The sequence below is a fragment of the Kaistella rhinocerotis genome (genome assembly GCF_030243905.1).
Taxonomy (GTDB): domain Bacteria; phylum Bacteroidota; class Bacteroidia; order Flavobacteriales; family Weeksellaceae; genus Kaistella; species Kaistella rhinocerotis.
Map to the genome: position 1 here is coordinate 40,823 of NZ_JASSYY010000002.1, position 22,883 is coordinate 63,705.

At 43.3% G+C, this 22,883-nt stretch carries 19 protein-coding genes and 2 tRNA genes; 10 read left to right on the forward strand and 11 right to left on the reverse strand.

Annotated features, from left to right (window positions below; all coding sequences use genetic code 11):
* Window positions 1–80: 80 nt before the first annotated feature.
* The 3 genes from QEP06_RS05420 (at window position 81) to QEP06_RS05430 (ending at window position 2,394) form a co-directional block, all read left to right on the forward strand.
* Window positions 81–1,004, forward strand: coding sequence for an MBL fold metallo-hydrolase (locus QEP06_RS05420; RefSeq protein ID WP_285269406.1), 924 nt, complete (start codon window positions 81–83; stop codon window positions 1,002–1,004).
* A gap of 82 nt (window positions 1,005–1,086) precedes the next feature.
* Window positions 1,087–1,797, forward strand: a complete 711-nt coding sequence (gntA, locus tag QEP06_RS05425; RefSeq protein ID WP_285269407.1) for a guanitoxin biosynthesis heme-dependent pre-guanitoxin N-hydroxylase GntA — start codon at window positions 1,087–1,089, stop codon at window positions 1,795–1,797.
* Entirely contained in the window at window positions 1,798–2,394 is a 597-nt protein-coding gene (locus QEP06_RS05430; RefSeq protein WP_285269408.1) for a DUF1989 domain-containing protein, read from the forward strand. It abuts the gene before it with no gap.
* Here QEP06_RS05430 and QEP06_RS05435 read toward each other — a convergent pair.
* Complete coding sequence (locus QEP06_RS05435; protein WP_285269409.1) at window positions 2,386–3,495, reverse strand: serine hydrolase domain-containing protein; 1,110 nt, start codon at window positions 3,493–3,495, stop codon at window positions 2,386–2,388. The two genes, QEP06_RS05430 and QEP06_RS05435, sit on opposite strands and share 9 nt — an antisense overlap.
* Window positions 3,496–3,634: 139 nt before the next feature.
* Here QEP06_RS05435 and QEP06_RS05440 point away from each other — a divergent pair, with 139 nt between their 5' ends.
* Window positions 3,635–3,955, forward strand: a complete 321-nt coding sequence (locus QEP06_RS05440) for a four-helix bundle copper-binding protein (RefSeq protein ID WP_285269410.1) — start codon at window positions 3,635–3,637, stop codon at window positions 3,953–3,955.
* A 214-nt stretch (window positions 3,956–4,169) separates the two neighbouring features.
* Here the strand turns inward: QEP06_RS05440 and QEP06_RS05445 are convergent, their stop codons facing one another.
* The 5 genes from QEP06_RS05445 to QEP06_RS05465 form a co-directional block, all read right to left on the reverse strand.
* Window positions 4,170–7,532, reverse strand: coding sequence for a methylmalonyl-CoA mutase family protein (locus QEP06_RS05445; RefSeq protein WP_285269411.1), 3,363 nt, complete (start codon window positions 7,530–7,532; stop codon window positions 4,170–4,172).
* Between the two features lie 159 nt (window positions 7,533–7,691).
* Window positions 7,692–7,763: transfer RNA gene (locus QEP06_RS05450), tRNA-Glu, on the reverse strand.
* 17 nt (window positions 7,764–7,780) lie between these two features.
* A complete protein-coding gene (gene rpsT, locus QEP06_RS05455; protein WP_015806952.1) occupies window positions 7,781–8,035 on the reverse strand; it encodes a 30S ribosomal protein S20 in 255 nt (84 codons plus the stop codon).
* An 89-nt stretch (window positions 8,036–8,124) separates the two neighbouring features.
* A tRNA-Glu gene (locus QEP06_RS05460) sits at window positions 8,125–8,196 on the reverse strand.
* Between the two features lie 59 nt (window positions 8,197–8,255).
* Window positions 8,256–9,542, reverse strand: coding sequence for an N-acetylmuramoyl-L-alanine amidase family protein (locus tag QEP06_RS05465; protein ID WP_285269412.1), 1,287 nt, complete (start codon window positions 9,540–9,542; stop codon window positions 8,256–8,258).
* Window positions 9,543–9,598: 56 nt separating this feature from the next.
* Between QEP06_RS05465 and QEP06_RS05470 the strand changes: the two genes are divergently transcribed.
* From QEP06_RS05470 to QEP06_RS05480, 3 genes are read left to right on the forward strand one after another with little or no spacing between them, the layout of a single operon-like run.
* Window positions 9,599–12,190, forward strand: a complete 2,592-nt coding sequence (locus tag QEP06_RS05470) for a putative LPS assembly protein LptD (protein ID WP_285269413.1) — start codon at window positions 9,599–9,601, stop codon at window positions 12,188–12,190.
* A 55-nt stretch (window positions 12,191–12,245) separates the two neighbouring features.
* Window positions 12,246–12,626, forward strand: a complete 381-nt coding sequence (locus QEP06_RS05475; protein WP_285269414.1) for a RidA family protein — start codon at window positions 12,246–12,248, stop codon at window positions 12,624–12,626.
* Window positions 12,627–13,088: a hypothetical protein gene (locus QEP06_RS05480; RefSeq protein WP_251832860.1), complete on the forward strand. Its 462-nt coding sequence runs from the start codon at window positions 12,627–12,629 to the stop codon at window positions 13,086–13,088.
* Between the two features lie 32 nt (window positions 13,089–13,120).
* Here the strand turns inward: QEP06_RS05480 and QEP06_RS05485 are convergent, their stop codons facing one another.
* Window positions 13,121–14,635: a trypsin-like peptidase domain-containing protein gene (locus tag QEP06_RS05485; RefSeq protein WP_251832859.1), complete on the reverse strand. Its 1,515-nt coding sequence runs from the start codon at window positions 14,633–14,635 to the stop codon at window positions 13,121–13,123.
* Window positions 14,636–14,896: 261 nt separating this feature from the next.
* Between QEP06_RS05485 and QEP06_RS05490 the strand changes: the two genes are divergently transcribed.
* Window positions 14,897–15,811 carry a dimethylarginine dimethylaminohydrolase family protein gene (locus QEP06_RS05490; protein ID WP_285269415.1) on the forward strand — a complete coding sequence of 305 codons (915 nt, stop codon included), beginning with the start codon at window positions 14,897–14,899 and terminating at the stop codon, window positions 15,809–15,811.
* On the opposite strand, the gene QEP06_RS05495 is transcribed toward QEP06_RS05490, so the two are convergent.
* Window positions 15,812–16,474: a copper homeostasis protein CutC gene (locus tag QEP06_RS05495; RefSeq protein ID WP_285269416.1), complete on the reverse strand. Its 663-nt coding sequence runs from the start codon at window positions 16,472–16,474 to the stop codon at window positions 15,812–15,814. It lies immediately after the preceding gene.
* A 78-nt stretch (window positions 16,475–16,552) separates the two neighbouring features.
* Here QEP06_RS05495 and ctlX point away from each other — a divergent pair, with 78 nt between their 5' ends.
* Window positions 16,553–17,476, forward strand: coding sequence for a citrulline utilization hydrolase CtlX (ctlX, locus tag QEP06_RS05500; RefSeq protein WP_251832856.1), 924 nt, complete (start codon window positions 16,553–16,555; stop codon window positions 17,474–17,476).
* A gap of 80 nt (window positions 17,477–17,556) precedes the next feature.
* On the opposite strand, the gene QEP06_RS05505 is transcribed toward ctlX, so the two are convergent.
* The 3 genes from QEP06_RS05505 to nadD all read right to left on the reverse strand — a co-directional run bounded on the left by QEP06_RS05505 (window position 17,557) and on the right by nadD (window position 21,101).
* Window positions 17,557–19,851, reverse strand: coding sequence for a TonB-dependent receptor domain-containing protein (locus QEP06_RS05505; protein ID WP_285269417.1), 2,295 nt, complete (start codon window positions 19,849–19,851; stop codon window positions 17,557–17,559).
* A 311-nt stretch (window positions 19,852–20,162) separates the two neighbouring features.
* Window positions 20,163–20,501, reverse strand: a complete 339-nt coding sequence (locus QEP06_RS05510) for a DUF3817 domain-containing protein (RefSeq protein WP_285269418.1) — start codon at window positions 20,499–20,501, stop codon at window positions 20,163–20,165.
* Window positions 20,502–20,516: 15 nt separating this feature from the next.
* Window positions 20,517–21,101, reverse strand: a complete 585-nt coding sequence (gene nadD, locus QEP06_RS05515) for a nicotinate (nicotinamide) nucleotide adenylyltransferase (RefSeq protein ID WP_285269419.1) — start codon at window positions 21,099–21,101, stop codon at window positions 20,517–20,519.
* A 69-nt stretch (window positions 21,102–21,170) separates the two neighbouring features.
* Between nadD and QEP06_RS05520 the strand changes: the two genes are divergently transcribed.
* Window positions 21,171–22,865: a BamA/TamA family outer membrane protein gene (locus QEP06_RS05520; protein ID WP_285269420.1), complete on the forward strand. Its 1,695-nt coding sequence runs from the start codon at window positions 21,171–21,173 to the stop codon at window positions 22,863–22,865.
* Window positions 22,866–22,883 lie beyond the last annotated feature (18 nt).

Consider the following 22,883-nt stretch of genomic DNA (forward strand, 5'->3'; position numbering starts at 1 on the left):
AAAAATAAACTTAATGCGGTGGAGACACAAATCGGGATTAATATTTTTTGTAGTTTTAATTTAACCAAAATCACCTCATTATGACACGCAAAGAATTCCTCTCAAACACTGCGCTGGCCGGACTAGGCCTCGCCACATTACCTGCCATCATAAGCTGTATGCCTCAGCGCATGCTTTATCAGCCTCTAGAACTTGCATCAGGCGGCGATTTAAAAACTGTTCGCGGAAATGTTTCACGCTACACCAACAAAGGCGGTACCGTAGGTATTTTCGAAACTAAAGAAGGTTTTGTGGTCGTCGATTCCCAGTTTCCGGATTCGATACAGCCGGTGTTAGACGGAATTTCAGCTAAAGGAAAACCGGTCCTGTATCTTTTGAACACCCATCACCACGGCGATCACACCTCGGGAAACATTGCATTCAAAGATCAAAAAATAAAGGTTGTGGCACACAGTCGCGTGCCCGAACTTCAGCGGCTTGCAGCTGAAAAAAGCAATAAACTGACTGAGCAGCGGTACGCAACTGAACTTTTCGATGAAACGCTTGCCATAGATCTGGGTCGGGAAAAAATACGTGCATACCATTTCGGGAACGGCCACACTTTTGGTGACGCAATCTATCATTTCGAAAAAGACAATATAGTACATATGGGCGACCTTATGTTTATCAACATGATACCAGTCTACCGAACGCCTGACGGATCGGACTCGAGAAGCTGGATAAAAGTACTGGAGAAAGCCCTTGAGACCTTCAGTGATGACACTCAGTTTATTTTTGGTCATGCGCCCACTCCCGAACTTGCGACTGGCACAAAGGAAAATCTGCGGGAGATGATAAATTTTCTTGAAGCTTCAAATACGTTTATGTTGAAAGCGTTAGCGGAAGGTAAATCTACCGAGCAACTATTAAAGGAACACGCCTATATTCCGGAGTTTGAGAACCGAAAGACGCCCGAAAGATTTGCCGGCTTCCTCACCGAACTCCGCAAAACCTTAGAGAGCTAAAGAGATCAGTTTTAGCAATACCATGACCTTTGGTGGTATCATTGTTGTATTTACAGCGTCGCACTGCGTACAAAAAAAATTAATGTACAAGCGCCAAACTGTAAAATCAATGATGATGAGAACTTCTACTATACCGACTACTGATCAAAAAAACATCGAGACAAAATTCAGCGCTTTTGTGCAGGAGGGTGCGCACCCATGCATCATGGCGAAATCTGTCTTTAAGATGAAAAATTACGATATGCATACCTATGGAGACATGCACACTCCCGAATGCATCACCACGCTGCTCGATGACTTAAAAACATACATAAGCAATATAAAACATGACACGATGGAATTCCGGTCGTTCATTGCTGTATTTCCGAATAATTACTTCAGCGACGAAGTAGGTTTTGAGAATGCGCTCTGGAAAACCCTTCAGTCTCTGCACGATGCCGATCCAAGTGAATGGGATTCAACTGTGAGTCACAATCCGGATGATGCAGAATTCAGTTTCAGTCTTCATGGCAAAGCTTTCTATGTGATCGGCATGCATCCTGCAAGTTCACGAATGGCAAGGCAGGCGCCGTTTACGGCTTTAACTTTCAACCTGCACAGTCAGTTTGAAAAGCTTCGTTCAATGGGAACGTACGAAAAAGTGCGCGACATGATCCGGCAGAATGACAAAAATCTGCAGGGAAGCATTAATCCTGTGCTGAAAGATTTCGGTGATGACTCAGAAAGTCGGCAGTATAGCGGACGAAACGTAGAAGATGCCTGGAAATGCCCTTTTCACCACAAACACAACTAAATGTCGCACCAAATACAGATTATCAAGCCGCAAACGGGAAAGGCTTTCCTACTGAATAAAGGTCAGATTCTCACCGTGACTGATCCGCAAGGGCAGCAGGTAAGCGATATGGTAATGCTGAACCGTCACGATCACTCAGAGAAAATTTCTTCCGGAAAAACGCTGGATTTTGAGGAATCAATCCTGCTGACTGCCGGAAATTTTTTGTGGAGCAACCGATCAAACAAAATGGTGAAAATCACTGAGGACACCAACGGCCGCAATGATTTCCTGCTCGCGCCGTGCAGTAAGGAAACATTTGAAATAATGTATGACCACAAAGGTTATCACCCGAGTTGCCTGGAAAACCTGACCAAAAACCTGGAACCTTTCGGCTTAACGCAAGACGATATCCCAACCGCTTTCAATATTTTCATGAATGTGCAGTTTGACGAAAAGGGTAAGATTTCTGTTCTGCCACCTACTTCGAAGGCGGGTGACTTTGTGCGTTTTGAAGCGATGATGGATTTGCTCGTGTGCCTGACGGCCTGTTCCGCTGAGGACAGCAATGGCGGTACTTTCAAACCAATCCATTATTCAATTTCAGATTCAGTTTAGATTCCAGAGTTTATTACGTTCCATGCCATCCATTATTTCCTTAATTTTCTTGTGCGGACCGAATACGAATGCTTTACCTTTATCCATATCGGCAATGTTTGAAAGAATAACAACCGAAGTTCCCGACGCGGGATAATAGATCAGCAGCGATGGCGAACCCTTCACATAGCCCGAATGAAAGTACGCTCTGGGACTTTCACTCATCATAATTCCGTAGCCATAACCCACTTCTCCTAATATCGGATGTTTGGTACCAGAGGTTTTTGTACGCATTTTTTCTAAAGTTTCGGTTTTGAAAAGTCTTCCTTCATGCAGCGCCAGATTCCACTTGTGGAGATCTGCCGAAGTGGACAAAACTCCGCCGGCGGCTACCGATATTGTGGCCTGGGCCAAGCGTTCGGGCATATTCGGAACCGCTTTATAACGTTCTGGACTTCCAAAATAGGCTCCCGCCAAATATTCACCTTCAAAGTGGTCAGCGGTAAAACTGGAAACCATACCTGCCTTTCGCGAAAGTTCACGAAAATTATCGTCATACGATTTGCCTGAAACTTTTTCAATGATTTCACCCAAAACCCGGTATCCTCTATTTGAATAATGAAATTCTGCTCCGGGTTTCGATATCAGCCCGGGACCCACATCAGTAATCCCTGAAGTGTGATTTAAAATTTGATGAATCGTGATTTTATCGAACGGCTTTCTGCTAAAACTTTTCAAATATTTACCCGCCAGATCTGCGGTGGATAATTTACCCTGTTCTTCGAGCGCAAGTATCAGCGCCGCCGTAAACTGCTTACTTACCGAACCGATTGCAAATACAGATTTATCTGTCAAGGCTTTTTTAGTCCTGAAATCCTCAAAACCTGCCACCCGCTTATAGATAAGTTTTTCGGCTTTAGTGACCGAAACAGAACCGTTAAAACCTGAATTTGAGAAAACAGAATCAATCCTCGAGGCCAATATTTTGTCCTGAACTTCAGCTAAGGCATCAATATATAGTTGGTGTTGGGAAATTTCCGGTTTTGCGGGAACCGCCTTTTCGGTAGAGCACGACGTTCCAATACTTAAAATAAGTAAGATCCACAGATAGTTTTTCTTCAAGACGCTGAGTTTTATTCCTTCCCAAGTGCAAAAACCGTGGCAGAAGGTAATATGACGGCATCAAAATTCAGGTTCAAATTTTATTTCTGCATCATGGCAGGAACCTTGTTGCAGTTTTACCAACCAAAAAAGCAAAATTATGAACAAGGAAATGCTATTAGAAAAAATGGCAGCCTGCATCGCGGCATGTAATCACTGCGCAGATGCGTGTCTGGAAGAAGAACATGTGCATCATATGGTCAACTGCATCCGTACGGACCGCGTTTGCGCGGCGGTGTGTACGGCGGTACATCACGTGGCCGCGACCCAATACACCAACATTGTTGATTTGCTTGAAGTCTGCATCCGGATCTGTGACGAATGTGCAGCAGAGTGTGAGAAGCACGAACACGATCACTGCCGCGAATGTGCCCGTGCCTGCCGCGAATGTGCGGAAGCTTGCCGATCATTTATGAATTGATTTTTGGGAGCCGGGAACCTGCTTTCGCGGCTCGCTTTTTCCCTGGGGCGGCGAAGCCGCCGCACCAGGGAAAAGAGCTCAAACAAACCGCTCAATCAGGGCTAAATAAAAAACCGTGTCAGGCAAAGCACTTGACACGGTTTTTATATAAATGGATTAATTGTTTATGGTCTCCAGTCTAACTTCTAACTTCTAACCTCTAACTTCTAACCATCTACATATTCCTTCTGTACATACCACCCACTTCAAACAGCGCATTGGTAATCTGACCCAACGAACAGTATTTTACCGCTTCCATCATCAGTTCAAACAAGTTTTGCTGATTGATGGCGCCATGCTGAAGGGATTTCAGCGCGTTTTGGGTATTGGCGGAATTGGAACTTTGGTAATTGTGCAGGTTTCTAATCTGCATCTGCTTTTCTTCCTCGGTAGAACGGATGACTTCTCCTGGCAATATAGTTGGGGAACCGTCCTTCCCAAGGAAAGTGTTCACACCGATAATCGGATATTCACCCGTATGTTTCAGCCATTCGTAATGCATGGATTCTTCCTGGATCTTGGAACGCTGGTACATCGTTTCCATAGCACCCAGCACGCCGCCTCTTTCCGTGATCCTGTCAAATTCCGCATAGACAGCTTCTTCCACCAAATCGGTTAGCTCTTCGATAATGAATGAACCCTGTAGTGGATTCTCGTTTTTCGCCAGACCGAGTTCTTTATTGATGATCAGCTGGATGGCCATCGCACGTCTTACCGACTCTTCAGTTGGCGTCGTAATGGCTTCGTCATAAGCATTGGTATGGAGTGAGTTACAGTTGTCGTAGATGGCGTAAAGTGCCTGCAGAGAAGTCCTGATATCATTGAAGTCAATTTCCTGCGCGTGCAGCGAACGACCGGAAGTCTGGATGTGATATTTCAGCATCTGGCTTCTTTCGTTGGCGTTGTATTTTTCGCGCATTGCTTTGGCCCAAATTCTTCTGGCTACACGCCCGATTACCGCATATTCCGGATCGATGCCGTTGGAGAAGAAGAACGATAGGTTTGGAGCAAAATCGTTGATGTCCATGCCGCGGCTCAGGTAGTATTCCACATAAGTGAAACCGTTGGCCAGGGTAAAGGCCAGCTGCGAAATTGGGTTGGCGCCCGCTTCAGCAATATGGTAACCTGAAATGGATACGGAATAGAAATTCCTTACTTTTTCGTCGATGAAGTATTGCTGAACGTCACCCATGAGCCTTAAAGCAAATTCGGTGGAGAAAATACAGGTGTTCTGCGCCTGGTCTTCTTTCAGGATATCGGCCTGAACGGTACCGCGAACTGTCGCGATGGTTTCAGCTTTAATTTTAGCATAAACATCAGCCTCAATAATTTCGTCACCGGTAAGGCCCAGTAATTTAAGACCCAAACCATTGTTGCTTGGTGGCAGTTCACCGCTGTAAGTAGGTCTTGTTAAACCTTTATCATCAAACTTTTCCTTTAGCTTAGCCTCTACCTTATCCCAAAGGTTATTTTCTTCAATATATTTCTCACAGTTCTGGTCAATGGCGGCGTTCATGAAGAAGGCGAGCAGCATTGGCGCCGGACCGTTTATCGTCATGGAAACGGATGTCATGGCATTTACAAGATCGAAACCTGAATACAGTTTTTTAGCGTCATCAAGCGTTGCAATAGAAACTCCGGCATTACCGATTTTACCGTAAATATCGGGTGGGAATGCCGGGTCCTGCCCATAAAGCGTCACCGAATCGAATGCCGTGGAAAGCCTTTTTGCATCCATTTCCGCCGACACATAATGGAATCTTCTGTTGGTTCTTTCCGGTCCGCCTTCACCCGCGAACATCCTTGTCGGATCTTCACCCGTTCTTTTAAATGGATAGATTCCCGCAGTAAAAGGGAAGGCTCCGGGAACATTTTCCTGGCCTTTCCAGCGGATGAGGTCGCCCCAGTCCTGGAATTTAGGCAATGCGATCTTTGGAATCTTAAGGTGTGAGAGTGTTTCAGATTTGGTCTGAACTTTAATTTCTTTTCCGCGGACAAAGTAGGAGTAGGTATCCGCTTCCAGTTCTTCTTTGAAATGATGCCAACCGTGCAAAAACGCAGCGTTTTCTTCAGAAAGTTCCTTTTTTGTTTTCAGGAATACCTTTTCGAGTTTGTCATGCGTATGCTGGTCGTCCTGGATAAGTGCTTTCGCGCCTTCCACGAGGTACATTTTTTTGGCGATGAGTGCCTGTTCCTCTACTTCTTTATCGTAATTTCTGTTGGTTTCTACTATTTCAGACAGATAACGGACTCTTTTCGGCGGGATGATTGTGGTTTCTTCAGAAATATTTTGCTCCTCGTATTCACTAAGGTTCAAACCTTCAAACTTCGCATTTACTTTTTTAATCAATTCATTATAAAGCTCTGTAGTTCCCCAATCGTTGAACTGGCTGGCTTTTGTGGAATAAACCGGCATTTCTTCCAGCGGTTGCTCGAAGAGTACATGATTTCTCTGGTATTGCTTCTTCACGGCCTGCAGCGCGTCCAGCGCACCGCGTTTGTCCGATTTGTTCAGTGCGATAAGGTCGGCATAATCCAGCATGTCGATTTTCTCCAGCTGAGTAGAAGCTCCGTATTCCGGTGTCATTACATACATTGAAACATCTGCGATATCCGTAATTTCGGAACCCGACTGACCAATACCGGAAGTTTCCAGTACGATGACATCAGGTTTTGCAATTTTTAAAATGTTAAGAGCCGAATGTATATGTGGTGAGACTGACACATTGTTCTCACGTGTAGCCATGGAACGCATATAAACCCGCGCATCGTCTATGGAATTCATGCGGATTCTGTCGCCAAGTAAGGCACCACCGGTTTTCTTTTTAGATGGATCTATGGAAATAATAGCGATTTTCTTTTCCGGGTTGGATCGGAGGAAACGTCTTACCAGTTCGTCGGTCAGCGATGATTTTCCCGCACCGCCGGTACCGGTAATTCCGATGATTGGAATAGTCGAATCTTTGGCTCTTTCCTCAATTTCCTTCACCAGCTCGGGTTTCTCATCGGAAAAATTCTCCACTGCTGAGATCACTTCTGCAAGAGATTTGGATTCTTCAAACTTAATATTGTCCAGATCAGAAACCTGCACATGTTCACCCGTAGCGAAGTCGGATTTCTGTACCAAATCATCAATCATACCCTGCAGACCAAGTTCACGGCCGTCATCCGGAGAATAAATCCTTGTAATTCCGTAATCCATCAGATCTTTGATCTCCTCCGGAAGGATTACACCTCCACCGCCGCCAAATATCCTGATGTGAGAGGCGTTTTTCTCCTTTAAAAGATCGTAGATATATTTAAAATACTCGTTGTGTCCACCTTGGTAAGAAGTTAGCGCAATGGCATTTGCATCTTCCTGCACGGCACAGTTCACAACTTCTTCAGCAGATTTGTCGTGTCCCAGGTGAATCACTTCCACGCCGGTGGCCTGGATCACGCGGCGCATGATATTGATGGCAGCATCGTGCCCGTCGAAGAGCGCAGCAGCAGTTACAATCCGTATTTTGTTTTTAGGAGAATATTTTTGGGTTTCCATAAGTAATTTCGATAAGGCCCAAAGATAGGTTTTTTTGAAATTTTAGGAAAACAGAAGAATAAGGAAGAGAGAGAATTCTCCCTTTTTAAAGGGAATTTTCAGCCTGACAATGGGAAACTCAGCCATAAAAAAACTTCCGAAATAAATTCGGAAGTTTTGTAGCCCGTAGGGGAATCGAACCCCTCTTACCAGAATGAAAATCTGAGGTCCTAACCGATAGACGAACGGGCCGGACGCTTTTTATAAAATTAAGCCAGTTTGTTAACGTGCTTAGTTAATTTGCTTTTTAAGTTAGCCGCTTTGTTTTTGTGGATAATGTTTTTCTTGACCAATTTATCCAACAAAGAGATTACTTTTGGCAATTGCTCTGTAGCAGCAGTCTTATCCTCTTCATTACGCAGTACCTTCAAAGCTGTTCTAGCAGTCTTATGATAGTATCTGTTTCTTAGTCTCTTCTTTTCGTTTTGTCTGAGTCTCTTCAGCGCTGATTTATGATTTGCCATATCCTTTTAAAAACTTGGGTGCAAAGATATAAAATCTTTTTAAGTTACAAAATATATTTTCTTTTTTTTCTAAATTTTCTATTCTTTAGTAGCCTATAGGGGAATCGAACCCCTGTTGCAAGAATGAAAATCTTGAGTCCTTACCACTAGACGAATAGGCCTTTGTTTTAGGGACTGCAAAACTATCAATAAACTTTTAATCCTGCAATACCGAAAAGTCTTATTTTAAAACTTTTTCGATGACGGTATTCTTGATTCCTTTATCCTCCAGTGTTTTCTGCATCTTCACAGCCTCTTCCAGTGTGCTGAAACGTCCGTAAGTGTAGTAAAACTTGCCGTTTTCCTTGGTACGCGTAATATCTTTCACTGTATTCAGCATATAAGAATTTGAACTGAGTTTTTGCGCAGTCACGGCCAACTCTAGTCTGTAATAACCTACACCAAGTTTTTGATTAGGCACAAATGAGATAGAAGTCGCGTTTCGGAAGCCGGCATCTTTGGCAGTTTTCAGGTTATTATCCCGCACCGACGCGAGATTGGTAGTGCTGTAATAATATTTATACATGCCGTTTTCTTTTATTGGCAGTATATAGTTTAATCCTTTCAGTGCCGGATCCGTGCTGGTGTATTTAGTAGGTGTAGACATCAACAAAATGCGGAAGTCATTCTTCAACGGTTTTTCTTCCGGTTTTTCCACTTCACGGGGCCCTGATGCAGACCCGTTGCGTTCCAACGCTTTTTTATAACTCAGCACCGCCTGGTAAATACTTTCCGCAATCTCATCCTGACCTTTTTCTGAAGCCAGATAAACAGCCTCGTCATAATTACTTACAAAGCCTGTTTCGATAAGCACCGATGGCATTGCATTCAGTCTCAGCACGTGAAGGTTTTGCTGCTTCACCCCGCGCGAAAAGCGCTTGTCCCTCTTCACGAAGTTTTCTTCTACAAAACTCCCGAAAAGAAGGCTGCTCTCGAGATACTTGCTTTGCTGTATTTTCAGTGCAATGAGCGATTCCGGAGATTTCGGGTCATAGGAGGCGAACATCTCACGGTCTTTTTCATCCAGAAAAATCACATCGTTTTCTGCCTTGGCAACTTCTAAATTGGTTTTGTTCTGATCAGGGCCCTGCACGAAAGTTTCGGTTCCGTAGGGTGATGTTTTCGTATTTGCGTTTACGTGAACGGAGATAAATAAATCTGCTTTACTACGGTTTGCCAATGTTGTACGCTCCGTAAGCGATGGATATTCGTCGATTTTCCGGGTGTAGATCACTTTGTAATCTTTGTTCTTCTCGAGCATACGCCCCACCTTCAGCACGACGGACAGCGTAATATCCTTTTCGCGCACCGTTCCCAAGTCACCGTAATAACGGCTGGCACCATGATCTGAGCCGCCATGGCCCGCATCGAGCACGATGGTGAATTTCTTTTGACCGAAACTGAAAATGGAGATTAAGAGACCGAGAAGGAGAAAATATTTTTTAGGAGAAAAACTGGAGTTAATCATCTGCAAAGTTTAAAATTTATGCTAATTTTGACCCCAAATTCCACAAAAACAACGCATTGGTCAAAACTGGCTTCAAAAATATATTTCTATTCCTAATAATCCTAATTTTTAACAATATTTTAGCAAATATATATGCTCAAAATTTGTCTGAAAATAAGGCACTTACCGATACCGCAACAGTCGGTGATACACTGAAAGTCACACCTGAGCAACTTCAGGCAGTGGTAGAATCGAAGGCGGAAAACATCCGGAATGACATCCCTAAAAAGATGACTTACCTCAACCGCAAGGCGCAGGTAAAATATCAGGATATGCAGATCGATGCAGATTATATATCGATCGACTGGAACAAATCTTTGATCTTCGCGCGCGGCGAGCTCGATTCTCTGGGCCGCATAAAAACCCCGGCCGTGGCCGACCAGGGCGGTAAAAAGTACGAATACGACGAATTTACCTACAATATAAAGACGCGCCAAGCTATTGCCTTCAATGCCCGAACGGAGGAAAGCGAAGGTGTGATCATCGCGGAAAGAACCAAAAAATACAACGATTCGGTCTTCTATATGCGTCGCGGAAAGTACACCACAGACGAATATTTTATCCAAAAGAAAGATACGATCGCCGATTACTATCTGTTGGCGCCCAACATCAAACTTATCAAAGGAAAAGATAAATCACAGGTGATCACCGGGCCCATCCAGCTGTATGTGGAGCAGGTTCCTACCCCGCTCGTCATGCCCTTTGCCATTTTGCCTTTCTCCGACAAGCGCAGCGCGGGGATATTGATCCCGAGTTTTGGTGAGCGTGAAGATGTAGGCTTTTTCCTTAACTCTTTGGGATATTACCAGCCGATCGGTGACCATTTTGACCTTAAAATACTCGCAGATATTTACACAAAAGGCAGCTGGACATTAAGGCCCGAGGTCAATTACAAGAAAAATTACCGCTACACCGGCAACTTTTCCGCGGATATAGGTACTACAATACGTGGCATTAAAGGACTTTCAGATTATTCGAAAACCGGGACCTACCGTATCGCCTGGCGTCATCAGCAGGATGCGAAAGCCAACCCATTCCTTACATTTGCGGCCTCAGTAGATGTGGTGAGCAACAAATTTTACAACAATACGGTAAACAACAATTACGCATTCAACCAGAACAACCTCAACGCACAGCAAAACTCCAGTGTCAGTGTTGTAAAACGATTCCTTACGCTGCCTGTTACCATCACTGGAACATCATCATATTCGCAGAACTTTTCAACAGGACTCGCAGATCTGAAACTTCCGGTACTTAATGTAGCCATTAACCAATTTTATCTGTTCAAGCCGAAAACCGGCATCAGACAGGGATTATTAGAAAACATCACCGTCAATACAGGCCTGAATTTTAATAATTACGTTCAGACCAATGAGAACGAGCTATTTACCGGTGCAATGTGGGATAAAATGCAAACCGGTCTTAAAAATAATATCGTTCTTGGAACCAATACCACAATTGCTAAATATTTCACCTTCTCACTAAACGCAAACGTAGATAACGCACTGACTACCAAATCACTGTCACGCGCTTATAACCCTGTAACCAATACTGTAGAAGATACCTTTAATAAGAAAATCACCGGCTACTCGTCCTTTTCCACAGGTGCCAGCCTCCAAACTGTACTTTACGGAATGCTGAATTTCAAAAGAAGTTCGGCTGTGCAGGCAATCAGGCACATGATGACACCGCAGATTGGGTTTACTTATTCACCTGATTTTTCTGCACCTGGTTTTGGTTACTATAAAAACTACTACAATGACCGGGGTGAGATGACGCCCTACTCCATTTTTGACCGTGGAATCATTGGATCGCCGAATTCCGGACTTGTGCAGGCACTGAGTTTTTCCATCAACAACAACCTGGAGATGAAGGTGAAATCTAAAAACGATTCTGTAGGCACACGCAAGATCAAGATCTTTGAAAGCTTAAATTTTAATACGAATTACAACTTCGCTGCACCTTCAAACCGTTGGTCCATATTTTCATTTAATGGTCAGACGACAATTTTTGAAAAGCTGAATATCAATACAGGTTTGAATCTTGAACCCTACGAAATCACGTTCGAACCTGGCGAGAATATTGGTGTAAGGACTGAGAATTTCGGTCATTTCAGTGTTCAGGGTTTCAATGCGCAACTTTCTTATCCGCTGAGCAGCGATATCTTTAAGAAAAAAGATGCGGAAGATATCTCCAAAAAATACACGAAGAAGGGTGAGATCCGGAATGAGAACTATTATTTCGATGAGGATAACTATTCACAGTTTTCACAACCCTGGACTTTAAATATCAATGCGCAATACAGCTACACAAGAAGTCTCACACGTTTCGGCAACAAGATGGCTTCAATTGGGCTTGACGGCAGCATAAAACTCACGCCTTACTGGAACATTACCGGAAACCTATACTATGACGTGATTTCAAAGGAAATCGCCACAACACAGCTAGGTTTCTCACGTGACCAGCGAAGTTTCACCATTAATTTCAACTGGATCCCGTACGGCCCATATAAAGTGTACGATTTCTTCATCGGCATCAAAGCAAATATTCTTCGGGACGCGCTGAAGTACAAAGACCGCAGCATTAACCAGCCGAACGCGCCATTCTAAGAATATTTTTGAAAGAATTAAACATTAGTTTATATTTGCCACACAATAATTTGATATGAAAACGATTATATCTACTCCTGACGCTCCGGCTGCAATTGGTCCGTATTCGCAGGCCAATCTCGCCAACGGAATACTGTACATTTCAGGCCAGATACCGCTAAATCCGGAAACCGGAAAATTGGTAGAAGGTATTGAAAAAGAGACTCATCAGGTGATGAAAAACCTTCAGGCCATCTTAAGCGAGGCAGGACTTTCATTTAAAAATGTTGTGAAAGCGACGATTTTCCTTAAAAATATGGATGATTTTGCGGTAATGAACGATATCTACGCGTCCTATCTGGATGCTGATCATTATCCGGCACGCGAAACGGTACAGGTTTCATGCCTGCCAAAAAATGTGGACATCGAAATATCAATGATTGCACATCAATTCTAAATGAATTTCCTTCGAAATACGATAGGGGTACTGGTAGGGCTCGGTGTAGCGGGTGTACTGATCTCACTTGGCGTGAGACTCAATTCGGCCTGGATTACTTACGACGAGTTCGCACCGTTTCAGCATTGGGAAACACTTCTCATGGCAATGGAGCATAAACCTTACTTTTTCGTAGCACTGCTCATTTCTTCAGGTATTGCAGCAACGGTAGGCGGCGTCATCACGGCTATCATTGTGAAATACGCAAAAGTTGCCTATGCAATCCTCATTGGATTCATCCTCCTGTTTATAGCGATGCTGGACATCATAATTTTTCCCTATCATCCCACTTTCTACAAAATTTTGATTTTCCTCACTTTCTTTCCGTTTTCGTGGATTGGCGGGAAGATCACTGAAGTTATTTACGAGCGGAAAAAACGCCGACTCAAGCGCCAAATGCATAGAAAAAGCGCGGCCCAGTAAGAGTCGCGCTTTTTTATATTGTTACCAATTATTTAAGGCATCTTGAAACCACGTGTTGTGATTCTGCCATATTCGTCCACATATTTTACCTGAACGTTACCGCTGTAACCCTGAAGGATTTTTTCTACATCTTTCTGAGAGTTTACCGGTTTCCCGTTCACTTCCACGATGATGTAATTGTCTACCACACCAATCTTAGCCATCTCACTTCCGGAAACAACATTCTTCGCGATCACGCCACTGTTTAAACCATAATCTGTTTTGAATCTGTCGCTTAACGGTTCAAATTCTGACCCAATTTTTTCAGTTACGGTAAGATCGGCTTTACTTCTAAAGCTTGTTCCGCCACGCTCATCACGAAGCGTCACATCTACGGTGTTGCTGCGGCCGTTTCGGGTGTAGGTCACCGCTACTTTGTCCCCCGGACGTTTGCTGCCCACTGCGAAAGACAAGTCATAGTAACTGGAAATCACCGTGTTGTCAACTTTAGTAATGATATCACCAGTTCTCAAACCTGCCGCCTCAGCGCCGCCTTTAGCTACAACCTGAGTCAAATAGACACCTTCGCCGGCTTTCAGATTCGTTTTATTTTGCTGATTGTAAGCAGTTACTTGGCGAGTATCAGAAAGGTCAAGCGTATTCACACCTAAGAAACCACGCTGTACAAGACCAAATTTCTTGATATCTTCAACAACTTTTCTGGCAAGATTTGAAGGAACTGCAAAACCATAACCTTCATAATATCCTGTTTTCGATGAGATCGCAGAGTTGATACCGATCAGTTCACCATTAGGATTTACCAAGGCTCCTCCAGAGTTGCCCGGATTAATAGCGGCATCCGTCTGGATAAAACTCTCGATTGGTGTTCTTGATTGCTGGCTTAACAGATCAATGCTTCGGCCTTTTGCGGAAACGATACCGGCTGTTACAGTAGAGTTCAAGCCCATCGGGTTTCCAACAGCGAGTACCCACTGCCCGACTTCCACATTATCAGAATTTGCAAAATTAAGGTAAGGCAAGCCTTTTTCTTCGATTTTTAGAAGTGCGATATCTGTTGTAGGATCCGTTCCTACAAGGTTTGCAACGTATGATTTTTTATTCGAAAGCACCACTTCGAGTTTGCTGGCACCTGCGATCACGTGGTTGTTTGAAATGATATACCCGTCAGGCGAAATGATCACACCAGAACCCATTCCAGAGGGCATATTTTGAGGTGGCTGCTGCTGTTGACGTGGCTGTCCTCCAAATGGATTCCCAAAAAAGAGGTCGAACATATCCTGTTCGCTGCGGCGGTTTGTGCGGTCCGCGTAGTTTTTAATACTCACTACAGCCGGAACCGTCATTTTAGAAGCTTTCACGAAATCTTCACCAACGCCCGTCATATTAAATGACGCATATCTCGCATCGCTGTTCTTCGGCGCGAAATAGGAAAAGTCGGAATCGCTGTTTTTTTCGTTAAAATAATTGATGGCACCAAAAGTAGTAGCGCCGGAGATAACACCTACGAAGGCATACGGAATTAGTTTTTTTATAATGTTCATCTTCATAAATTTATTTCGATTTTTCGTTTTGCGATTGTCAAATTTAATGCTAAATAAGTAGAGATTATTACAGGATAGTTTCAGTTTTAACTAAACCTTAACAATCATTGGCTATTTTTAGTGTTAGCACACACGTTTGATTCGATTCCAGGCTAAATGTTAAAGGCATTAATGTCTTTTGCACTGCCGTTTTGTCATATTTCGCTCATTTATATAATATTTCGCTACTTCAAAGCATTTGTTTAAATTTGGAACTCTCACGAAATTATGAAACTTAACATTAAAAACGAAACCGGCCGGCTAAAATCCGTGGTGCTCGGTCTTCCAAACTCTATGGGGCCTGTGCATGCCTTGGAGCACAGCTACGATGCCAAATCTTATCACTCCATACAAAACGGGATCTACCCACGCGAAGAAGACATCATCATGGAAATGTCTGAATTCGAAAAAGTACTGCTTAAATATGAGGTAGAAGTTTTCCGTCCGCATCTGATCCACGATTACAACCAGGTTTTTGCACGAGACGTGGCATTTGTAATAGATGATAAAATGATTATTTCAAACATCATTCAGGACCGCTACAATGAGCAGGATGCGTACCGGAAAATTTTCGCACGTGTGGGCTGGAAAAACATAATCAATCTGCCTGATTCCGCTCATATTGAAGGTGGAGACGTGATCGTCTGGAATGATTTCCTTTTCGTAGGCACTTGTTTTTCTGAAGATTACCGAAATTATAAAACCGCGCGTACAAACGAATACGCTATTGAAATATTAAAAGAATACTTCCCAAAAAAACGTATCATCGATCTTGAGCTCACCAAAAACGACTTTGACGCTTTCTCCGGAATTCTACACCTCGACTGCACTTTCAATCCTGTCGGAAAAGACAAATGCATCATTTACAAAGACGGCTTTGTAGATGAAAGCGATTACAGATTGTTGCTCGATATTTTTGGCGAAGAAAACTGTTTCCACGTGACCAAAGAGGAGATGTTCGAGATGAACCCTAATATTTTCTCCATCGCGCCCGATATTGTGGTGTCTGACGGAAGTTTCACACGCATGAATGAGCACTTGCGCAACGAATGGGGAATGACGGTGGAAGAGATTCCGTACCGTGAAATCGCCAAAATGGGCGGTCTACTGCGCTGCTCCACCCTGCCGCTGGCCCGGGAATAATCAGGATATCAGCTTTTTAATATCTTTTATTTCGGCGGTACTGGCGAGAGTGTCATATTTCAGAATTGCCGAGGAATGAAAGCTGGTTGCTCCGGTGAATTCTTTGATTTCAGCCACGTTTTCAGACCTTACGCCGCCTCCGATGAGGATTTCAATTTGATTGGAATATTTCCCGATCAGCTGTTTTAAATTTTCCTTTCCTTCCATCGCGTTCTTTTTTCCGCCCGACGTCAGCACGGTCTTAAAGCCAAGTTTGATCAGTGTTTCCACCGATTTGTCGAGATCCGCCGTGCGGTCTACAGCACGGTGAAAGGTACACGGAATACCAGCTGCAAGTGTGATAAGTTCAGCATTTCTTTGCACATCTACTTCGTTCTGAGGCGTTAGGATTCCAAAGACAAAACCGTCTGCTCCCGCTTCACCGAATGAGATGATGCTGTTTTTCATCTCAATGAATTCAGTTTCAGAATAATAAAACGGGCCGCCTTTGGGCCTGATCATCACATAAACCGGTTTGCTGAACGTGCGTTTCAGATGCAGGAACTCATAAAAATCCGGCGTTGTGCCGCCCAGTTCCAGATCAGCGCAGAACTCGATTCGGTCTGCCATGGAGCGCAGTGCAGTCTCGGCGGAAGTCATTTCAAAACAGGCTATTTCTAACATTTACCTTTTTTAATTATTGTCTTTAAATTTAAGTATTTTTGCCCGACTTCAATTTTAACTCTTAAAATAAAATTCAGCATGCAGACAGCCAGTACGGTTCTGATGATTGAACCTGTAGCATTCGGATACAACGAGCAGACGGCTCTGAACAATTATTTTCAGGTAGAGCAGACCGGCAACGATATCCAGGAAAAAGCGCTCGGTGAATTCCGAAATTTCGTAGAAAAACTGCGCAGCAAAGGCATCAACGTAATCGTGGTGAAAGACACGCCGGAGCCGCACACCCCCGACTCGATTTTCCCAAACAACTGGGTGAGTTTTCACCCCGACGGTATGGTGCGCCTGTACCCAATGTTCGCCCCAAACCGCCGTGTAGAGCGACGTCCGGACATTCTGGAAAGATTGAAAGCTGACGGTTTCAAAATAGAAAATGTAGAAGATTATTCGCATTATGAAAATGAAAACAAGTTTCTGGAGGCAACCGGAAGCATCATTTTCGACCACGACTACAAGATTGCCTACGGGTCAGTTTCTATGCGGCTTGACGAAGGGCTCTTCCGTGAACTTTGTGATAAAATGGGATACACGCCGGTGGTTTTTCATTCTTACCAAAATGCCGATGGCGAAAGATTACCGATTTATCACACCAATGTCATGATGTGCGTTGCTGACGGTTTTGTGGTGATTTGCCTGGACTGTATCGACAGCGAGCTGGAACGTGAAAAAGTGCAGGAAGTCATTAAATCTACCAATAAGGAAATCATTGAAATTTCCGAAGACCAGCTGCAGCAATTCGCGGGAAACATGCTGCAGGTGCAAAGTGAGGACGGGAAAAAATATTTGGTAATGAGCCAGACCGCCCACCAGTCGCTGAACGCCGAGCAAATTGAAAAAATCAGGAAATATTGCGAAATCTTATCAGCCGATTTAGCAACAATCGAAACCAACGGTGGCGGAAGCGCGCGATGCATGCTTGCAGAAGTGTTCTTGCCAAAAGTTTAAAAACAAATATCGTTTTACAACCACAAAATCCACGGCGCAAACCGTGGATTTTGTTTTATGAAAAATTTAGAAAAAATAACTTAGCGCGTCCTGCTTTTTACATCCTTGCTTGCATCTTCGATATCGCGGACTTTCTTCACTTTTTTGTTACCGAAATTATAGACAATTGTAGCTCCAAAATTCTGGCGGTAAGTGTCATTCAGGATGTAATTGAAGTTTCCGTTGGCCTGACGGTCATTTACCTCAACGACGTTGGTGCGGAACACATCATTTACATTTACGCTGAAGGTCCAGTCATTCCAGATCTTTTTAAGGTTAAGGTCCAGACTCATCATATTTTTGAGTAAACCGAGCTCGATTTGCTGTTTGTCAACATAGAAATAATTGAGACCCAGGAACCAGGTTTTCTTTTTGTCGAGCCTAATGGTATTGTTTGACTGGATGAACAGGCTGGTGGATTCGGTTTCGTTTGTATAAGTCACAAAATCACCATTGGCGTTGAGGAAACGGTCGCCTGTCGTAGGATCTACGCTTAGCGATCCACGGTTGATATTGTGCTGCATACCGATATTAAAATTCACCGAAACGGCCTGTTTAAAAAAGGATTTGTTCACTCCAAGTGCAGCGGACATCTCCTGCTGATCGCCAAAATTGGTTCGGATGTATCTCAGCTCGTTCACCGCTCCCACCGTACCATCGGGGCTAACCGGATAACCCTGAAGCGGAACCTGTGTGATGACATCTTTAAGGTAAGAATGATTCAGGACTATGAAATAAGAATTTTTGTACATATACGTCAGTTCCTGATTGTAGGTTGCAGAAGCCTTCACGAAAGGGTTGTTCTGCGTATAGTTGTATTCGGTCAACAGGTTTTTCACAGGATTCAGTTCCCAAAAACTTGGTCTGCGCATACGGCTTGAGAACGCGTAGGAAAGATTCTGGTTATCATTTATGGCATAATTAAGACTTAAATAGGGCAGGAAATTGCTGTACTCGCGCTCTATCCTGCGCAGCGCCGGATCCTTACTGTTATCCGAAGTTCCGAGGCTGCCTGTAATTTCATATCTGGCGCCCGCTTTCCCCGAAAATTTATCGGAAAACTTTTTCTCAAGTGTCAGATAAAAGCCATAAATGCTTTCATCATAGATAAAATGATTGGGTGTGGCGGTGGGATCTTTATCAATTAACTGACCCGTGCTGTCGTATATGAAATCTGTGGTTATACTCTGTATGTCGTTGTCTGTATTGGTCTTGTTGAAATTTGCGCCAACAGAAGCACTGAAATCATTTTCAAATTTCCGGTTATAATCTGCGGTTGCTGCAAAACTGTTGATGATCTGCGGTTGACTTTGCAAAACATTCTTCGTTGCATGCACGTCTGTACCGTCCGCATTGGCCAGAATAGTGTTATTGTCTCCGTGCTGGAAGCGTTTGTAATTGAGGTAAGCTGCATTCAGGTTCAGTTTACTGCCTAGCGAATCGGTTTTCACTTCATAGTTCAGATTCACATTGTTGTTGTACGATCTCGCATCTTCGCGGTTGCGGGAATTTGTGTATTCCGTGGACAAAAGATTGCCCTCATTGTCAAACGTTTTCAATGTGTTGAAGAGATTAATCGTGGCGCCATAGCTCTTGTTTGCCCAAGTATTCCAGCTCAGTGCGATATTGCTGTTATCATTCAGCTGATAATCTATGTTCAGATAACCGCCGAGATTCTGGTTGGGATCGTCTATGAAACCTACGCTGCGGTTCGTAGCAAGGCTGTTACCGTTCTGAAGATCGAAATATTGAGGTTGGATGTTCGCCGAACCGCTGAGGTTTGCGCTGATCCCAAGCTTGTCTTTGCGGTAGTTTCCGGAGAAAGATGATGAATTATTCGTGTACTTGTTGGCGGTACTGCTCATACGCATGTTCCCGTTGAAGCCGTCAGTTGATTTTTTCTTCAAAATGATATTAATAATGCCATCTGAAGACTCTACCTGATACTCGCTGCCCGGCATTGTGATCACTTCGATTTTCTGGATATTTTCCGCCGGTGTATTTTTAAGGAACTGCACGAGCGAAGCGGCATCCATATTAGATTTCCGGCCGTTGATATAGATTACCGCATTGTTTTTCCCGGCAATTTTCAATGTGCTTTCGTCACTGGAAGAAACCATCGGGGTCTGTTTTAGGATATCAAAAGTGGAACTTCCTTTCGCCAACGGTGCATTTGAAATGTCATACACAAAACGGTCACTTTCTTTTTTAAATACTTTTTTGCTGATCAGCACTTCCTGTACGCTGTGGATTTTAAGACTGTCGTTTTTTACGCTTTGCTGTGCCGAGACTGCCGAAAAAGTAATCAATGCCAATGTTACGGTGAATTTTTTCATGATGTTTAAGTTTTAAAAAAGCAGGATTTCAATATTTGAAAAGTGATTTGGTGAACGGGTTTTGAGACCCTGCGTTATGTATTGTTATTAGTTTATGATTGCATTGCAAAGATATATCAATTATTTAGTATCATGCAATACAAAGTAGTAAAATAAAAATACAGATATATCTAAAGTACTGGTTATCAGCAGCATAAATTTTTATGTGAATATTGGAACTATGGAACAGACTATTGAAAGATGCGTTTCATTACATCCAAAAACAAAAAAAAGTGACCGAAGCCACTTCAAAATATTTATTAAATAATAGGTCACTCCCGATCGAAGCGGGCGAGTTTTTTGTCGATCCACATGGTGGCGAACGGAAAGAATGCCGCGATCAGCGCGAAAATGAAATCTTCATCATCCCACCTGAAAATTTTCTTGGCCGGCCACACCATCAGCAAGTAAAGTGTGAAAAAAAGCCCGTGGATATTCCCCATGATGATGATGTATATGGTAGGCATGAGTCCTTCCCTGTCATATCTGATCCATATCATTGCGGAGAAAAGCAAAAGCCACGAAATTGCTTCCGCTACACAAATTTTCTTAAACCAGCGGATGATTTGCTCATCGTCGTACTTGGCGAAAAAATTATCTAAAATCTTCATCTCAATCAATTAAAATTAACGGTAAAAAGCACTTCCGTCAAGATATTCGAAAACTTCCGGCGGAAGCATCGGGCGCACATTTTTGCCTGCTTTTATCATATTCCGGATTTCGGTGGCGGAGATTTCTATTACCGGAGCACTTACCAATGAAATGTTTGGATGTTGCAGGAGTTCCGAAGCTGGTTTTTGATCCTCGAACAGACGCGGATATACGATGATCTGATGGCTTTCAATCAGTTTTTCCGAATTTTTCCATTTGTGCAAACCGCTCAGATTATCTTCTCCCATGATCAGCGCAAAAGAAATATCGGGATATTTTTCTTTCAGGTACGTGAGTGTATCAATAGTGTAGCTGGGCGTGGGAAGCGAAAACTCTACGTTGGAGGCGCGCATCTTCGGGTAATTTTGGATCGCAAGCTGAACCATATCCAATCTGTTGTGATCACTCAGCAGCGACTTTTTTTCTTTAAATGGATTATGCGGGCTCACCACGAACCAAAGTTCGTGCATATCAGAATTTTCGAGAATATAATTGGCCAATATCAGGTGACCGATATGAATAGGATTGAAACTGCCGAAAAAAAGTCCAACTTTCTTCATAAAACGCGGGAAATCATCATTAGCAGACGCTTTTTGTCCGCGATAAAGATAGTGATTAAAGGCGGAAATATGGACACAACCATGCAATTGCAGTTTAAAGTTAACATTAAACAAAATATTCTTGCGTATATTGAGTTCAGAATTCCAAAGTCTTTACTATTGAAATATATTGCCGCGCTTATAGCCCTGTTTTGTTGCGTTTCGCTCTGGTCGCAGCAGAAAGAGTATTGGCTTACCGATGTTGCGAACGGACAGCGGAAAGTGGTGAAAGATTCTGCCACTGCGGCGAAATTCCTGGATTCGCTTTCACAGAACAACTTTTATCTGACCGAACTGAAAAGTGTGAAAGCATCAGAGAAAACCATCGAGATTTTCTACGATAAAGGGAAAAATTTCAATGAAGGTCACATAAAATTAACGGAGGAGGTCGCATTAAATCTAAATTTACCGCGCGAACTGTACTCGCAAAACGTAGATTCATTAAAAAAGGCCGTCAGCGAAAACTACCGTTTGCGCGGTTTCGCATTCAACAGGGTGAAGACGAAATTCTTGGGTCTGCAAAACGGAGAGCCACAACTTGAATTAAGTGTGGCTGAAGGCGAACGCCGAAAGCTGGACGCCATTGTGGTACGCGGATATGAGAAGGTACCGAAACGGTTTATTAAAAACATCGAGCGCGATTTCAAAGGTCAGGTCTACGATGATAAAAATCTTTCAAAACTGAACCAAACACTTCAAAACCATCCTTTTGTAGTCCTCGAAAAACCACCACAAACGCTCTTCACACGCGATTCCACACAGATTTACCTGTTTCTGCAGAAAAAAAAATCGAATACATTCGATGGCATCGTGGGATTCGGGAATGATAAGAACGAAAAATTCAGCTTTAATGGTAGTCTGAATGTAAACTTCCGGAATATGTTTAACAGTTTCGAGACGGTAAACATATTCTGGCAGCGAAACCCAGACCGCGGACAGACCTTCGACCTTAAAACGGATATACCCTACGTGGCGGGTTCGAACATCGGAATGGCACTGAACGTGAATGTTTTCAGGCAGGATTCTACTTTTGCCACCTTTAAATTCTTACCCGGAATTTATCTGAATCTTGGCATTCGGCAGAAAATAGGTCTTCGCGGAAACTTTGAAACCTCTGCAGTAACCGATTCGCTGTTCGTAGGTGGGCGTGATTTTAATAAAAAAGGTGTCGGAGTTTGGTATGATTACATGGAGCCGACAGAAATTGCCCTGTTTCAGTACAAAACACGACTAAGAGCCGAGGCTGACCTCATCAGTACACGATATGCAACTGATCCACAAAGCATTCAGCAAAACAATTTCTTCTTTTCCGCTGAACGGAATCTTGCTATAAAAGGAAACCATTATTTGAATTTGCGAGCCGAAACAGCCCTGATGAATTCGGAAGAAGAACCAGCTGTAAACGAACTTCTCCGATTTGGCGGCTGGGATTCGCTTCGTGGCTTCAATGAAGATACACTGCTCGCAGATTTCTATTATTTCGGCACTGCCGAATACCGTTATCTGGTTGGAGAGCAGGCTTTTTTCGATATTTTCGGGCAATATGGCGGACTGAACAACAGTTCCCTCGCTGAAAAACCTAAACTCTACAGTTTTGGTTTGGGTTTTAATTTCTTTCTGCCAATCGGTTTGATGAGTTTTCAGATCTCAAACGGAAACCAGTTTGGAAATCCGATCAGATTTGGTGATACTAAAATCCACTGGGGTGTAATCAGCAGGTTCTGATCAGGTGATTTCACGCAA

Excerpts from the sequence above, each read along its gene's own strand:
- QEP06_RS05465 (WP_285269412.1), bottom strand. The coding sequence starts at position 9,542 with ATGATTAACTCCAGTTTTTCTCCTAAAAAATATTTTCTCCTTCTCGGT.
- QEP06_RS05510 (WP_285269418.1), bottom strand. The coding sequence starts at position 20,501 with ATGAAGATTTTAGATAATTTTTTCGCCAAGTACGACGATGAGCAAATC.
- ctlX (WP_251832856.1), top strand. The coding sequence starts at position 16,553 with ATGCAGACAGCCAGTACGGTTCTGATGATTGAACCTGTAGCATTCGGA.
- gntA (WP_285269407.1), top strand. The coding sequence starts at position 1,087 with ATGTACAAGCGCCAAACTGTAAAATCAATGATGATGAGAACTTCTACT.
- QEP06_RS05440 (WP_285269410.1), top strand. The coding sequence starts at position 3,635 with ATGAACAAGGAAATGCTATTAGAAAAAATGGCAGCCTGCATCGCGGCA.
- QEP06_RS05445 (WP_285269411.1), bottom strand. The coding sequence starts at position 7,532 with ATGGAAACCCAAAAATATTCTCCTAAAAACAAAATACGGATTGTAACT.
- QEP06_RS05485 (WP_251832859.1), bottom strand. The coding sequence starts at position 14,635 with ATGAAGATGAACATTATAAAAAAACTAATTCCGTATGCCTTCGTAGGT.
- nadD (WP_285269419.1), bottom strand. The coding sequence starts at position 21,101 with ATGAAGAAAGTTGGACTTTTTTTCGGCAGTTTCAATCCTATTCATATC.
- QEP06_RS05490 (WP_285269415.1), top strand. The coding sequence starts at position 14,897 with ATGAAACTTAACATTAAAAACGAAACCGGCCGGCTAAAATCCGTGGTG.
- QEP06_RS05520 (WP_285269420.1), top strand. The coding sequence starts at position 21,171 with ATGGACACAACCATGCAATTGCAGTTTAAAGTTAACATTAAACAAAAT.
- QEP06_RS05430 (WP_285269408.1), top strand. The coding sequence starts at position 1,798 with ATGTCGCACCAAATACAGATTATCAAGCCGCAAACGGGAAAGGCTTTC.
- QEP06_RS05475 (WP_285269414.1), top strand. The coding sequence starts at position 12,246 with ATGAAAACGATTATATCTACTCCTGACGCTCCGGCTGCAATTGGTCCG.
- QEP06_RS05420 (WP_285269406.1), top strand. The coding sequence starts at position 81 with ATGACACGCAAAGAATTCCTCTCAAACACTGCGCTGGCCGGACTAGGC.
- QEP06_RS05505 (WP_285269417.1), bottom strand. The coding sequence starts at position 19,851 with ATGAAAAAATTCACCGTAACATTGGCATTGATTACTTTTTCGGCAGTC.
- rpsT (WP_015806952.1), bottom strand. The coding sequence starts at position 8,035 with ATGGCAAATCATAAATCAGCGCTGAAGAGACTCAGACAAAACGAAAAG.
- QEP06_RS05495 (WP_285269416.1), bottom strand. The coding sequence starts at position 16,474 with ATGTTAGAAATAGCCTGTTTTGAAATGACTTCCGCCGAGACTGCACTG.
- QEP06_RS05480 (WP_251832860.1), top strand. The coding sequence starts at position 12,627 with ATGAATTTCCTTCGAAATACGATAGGGGTACTGGTAGGGCTCGGTGTA.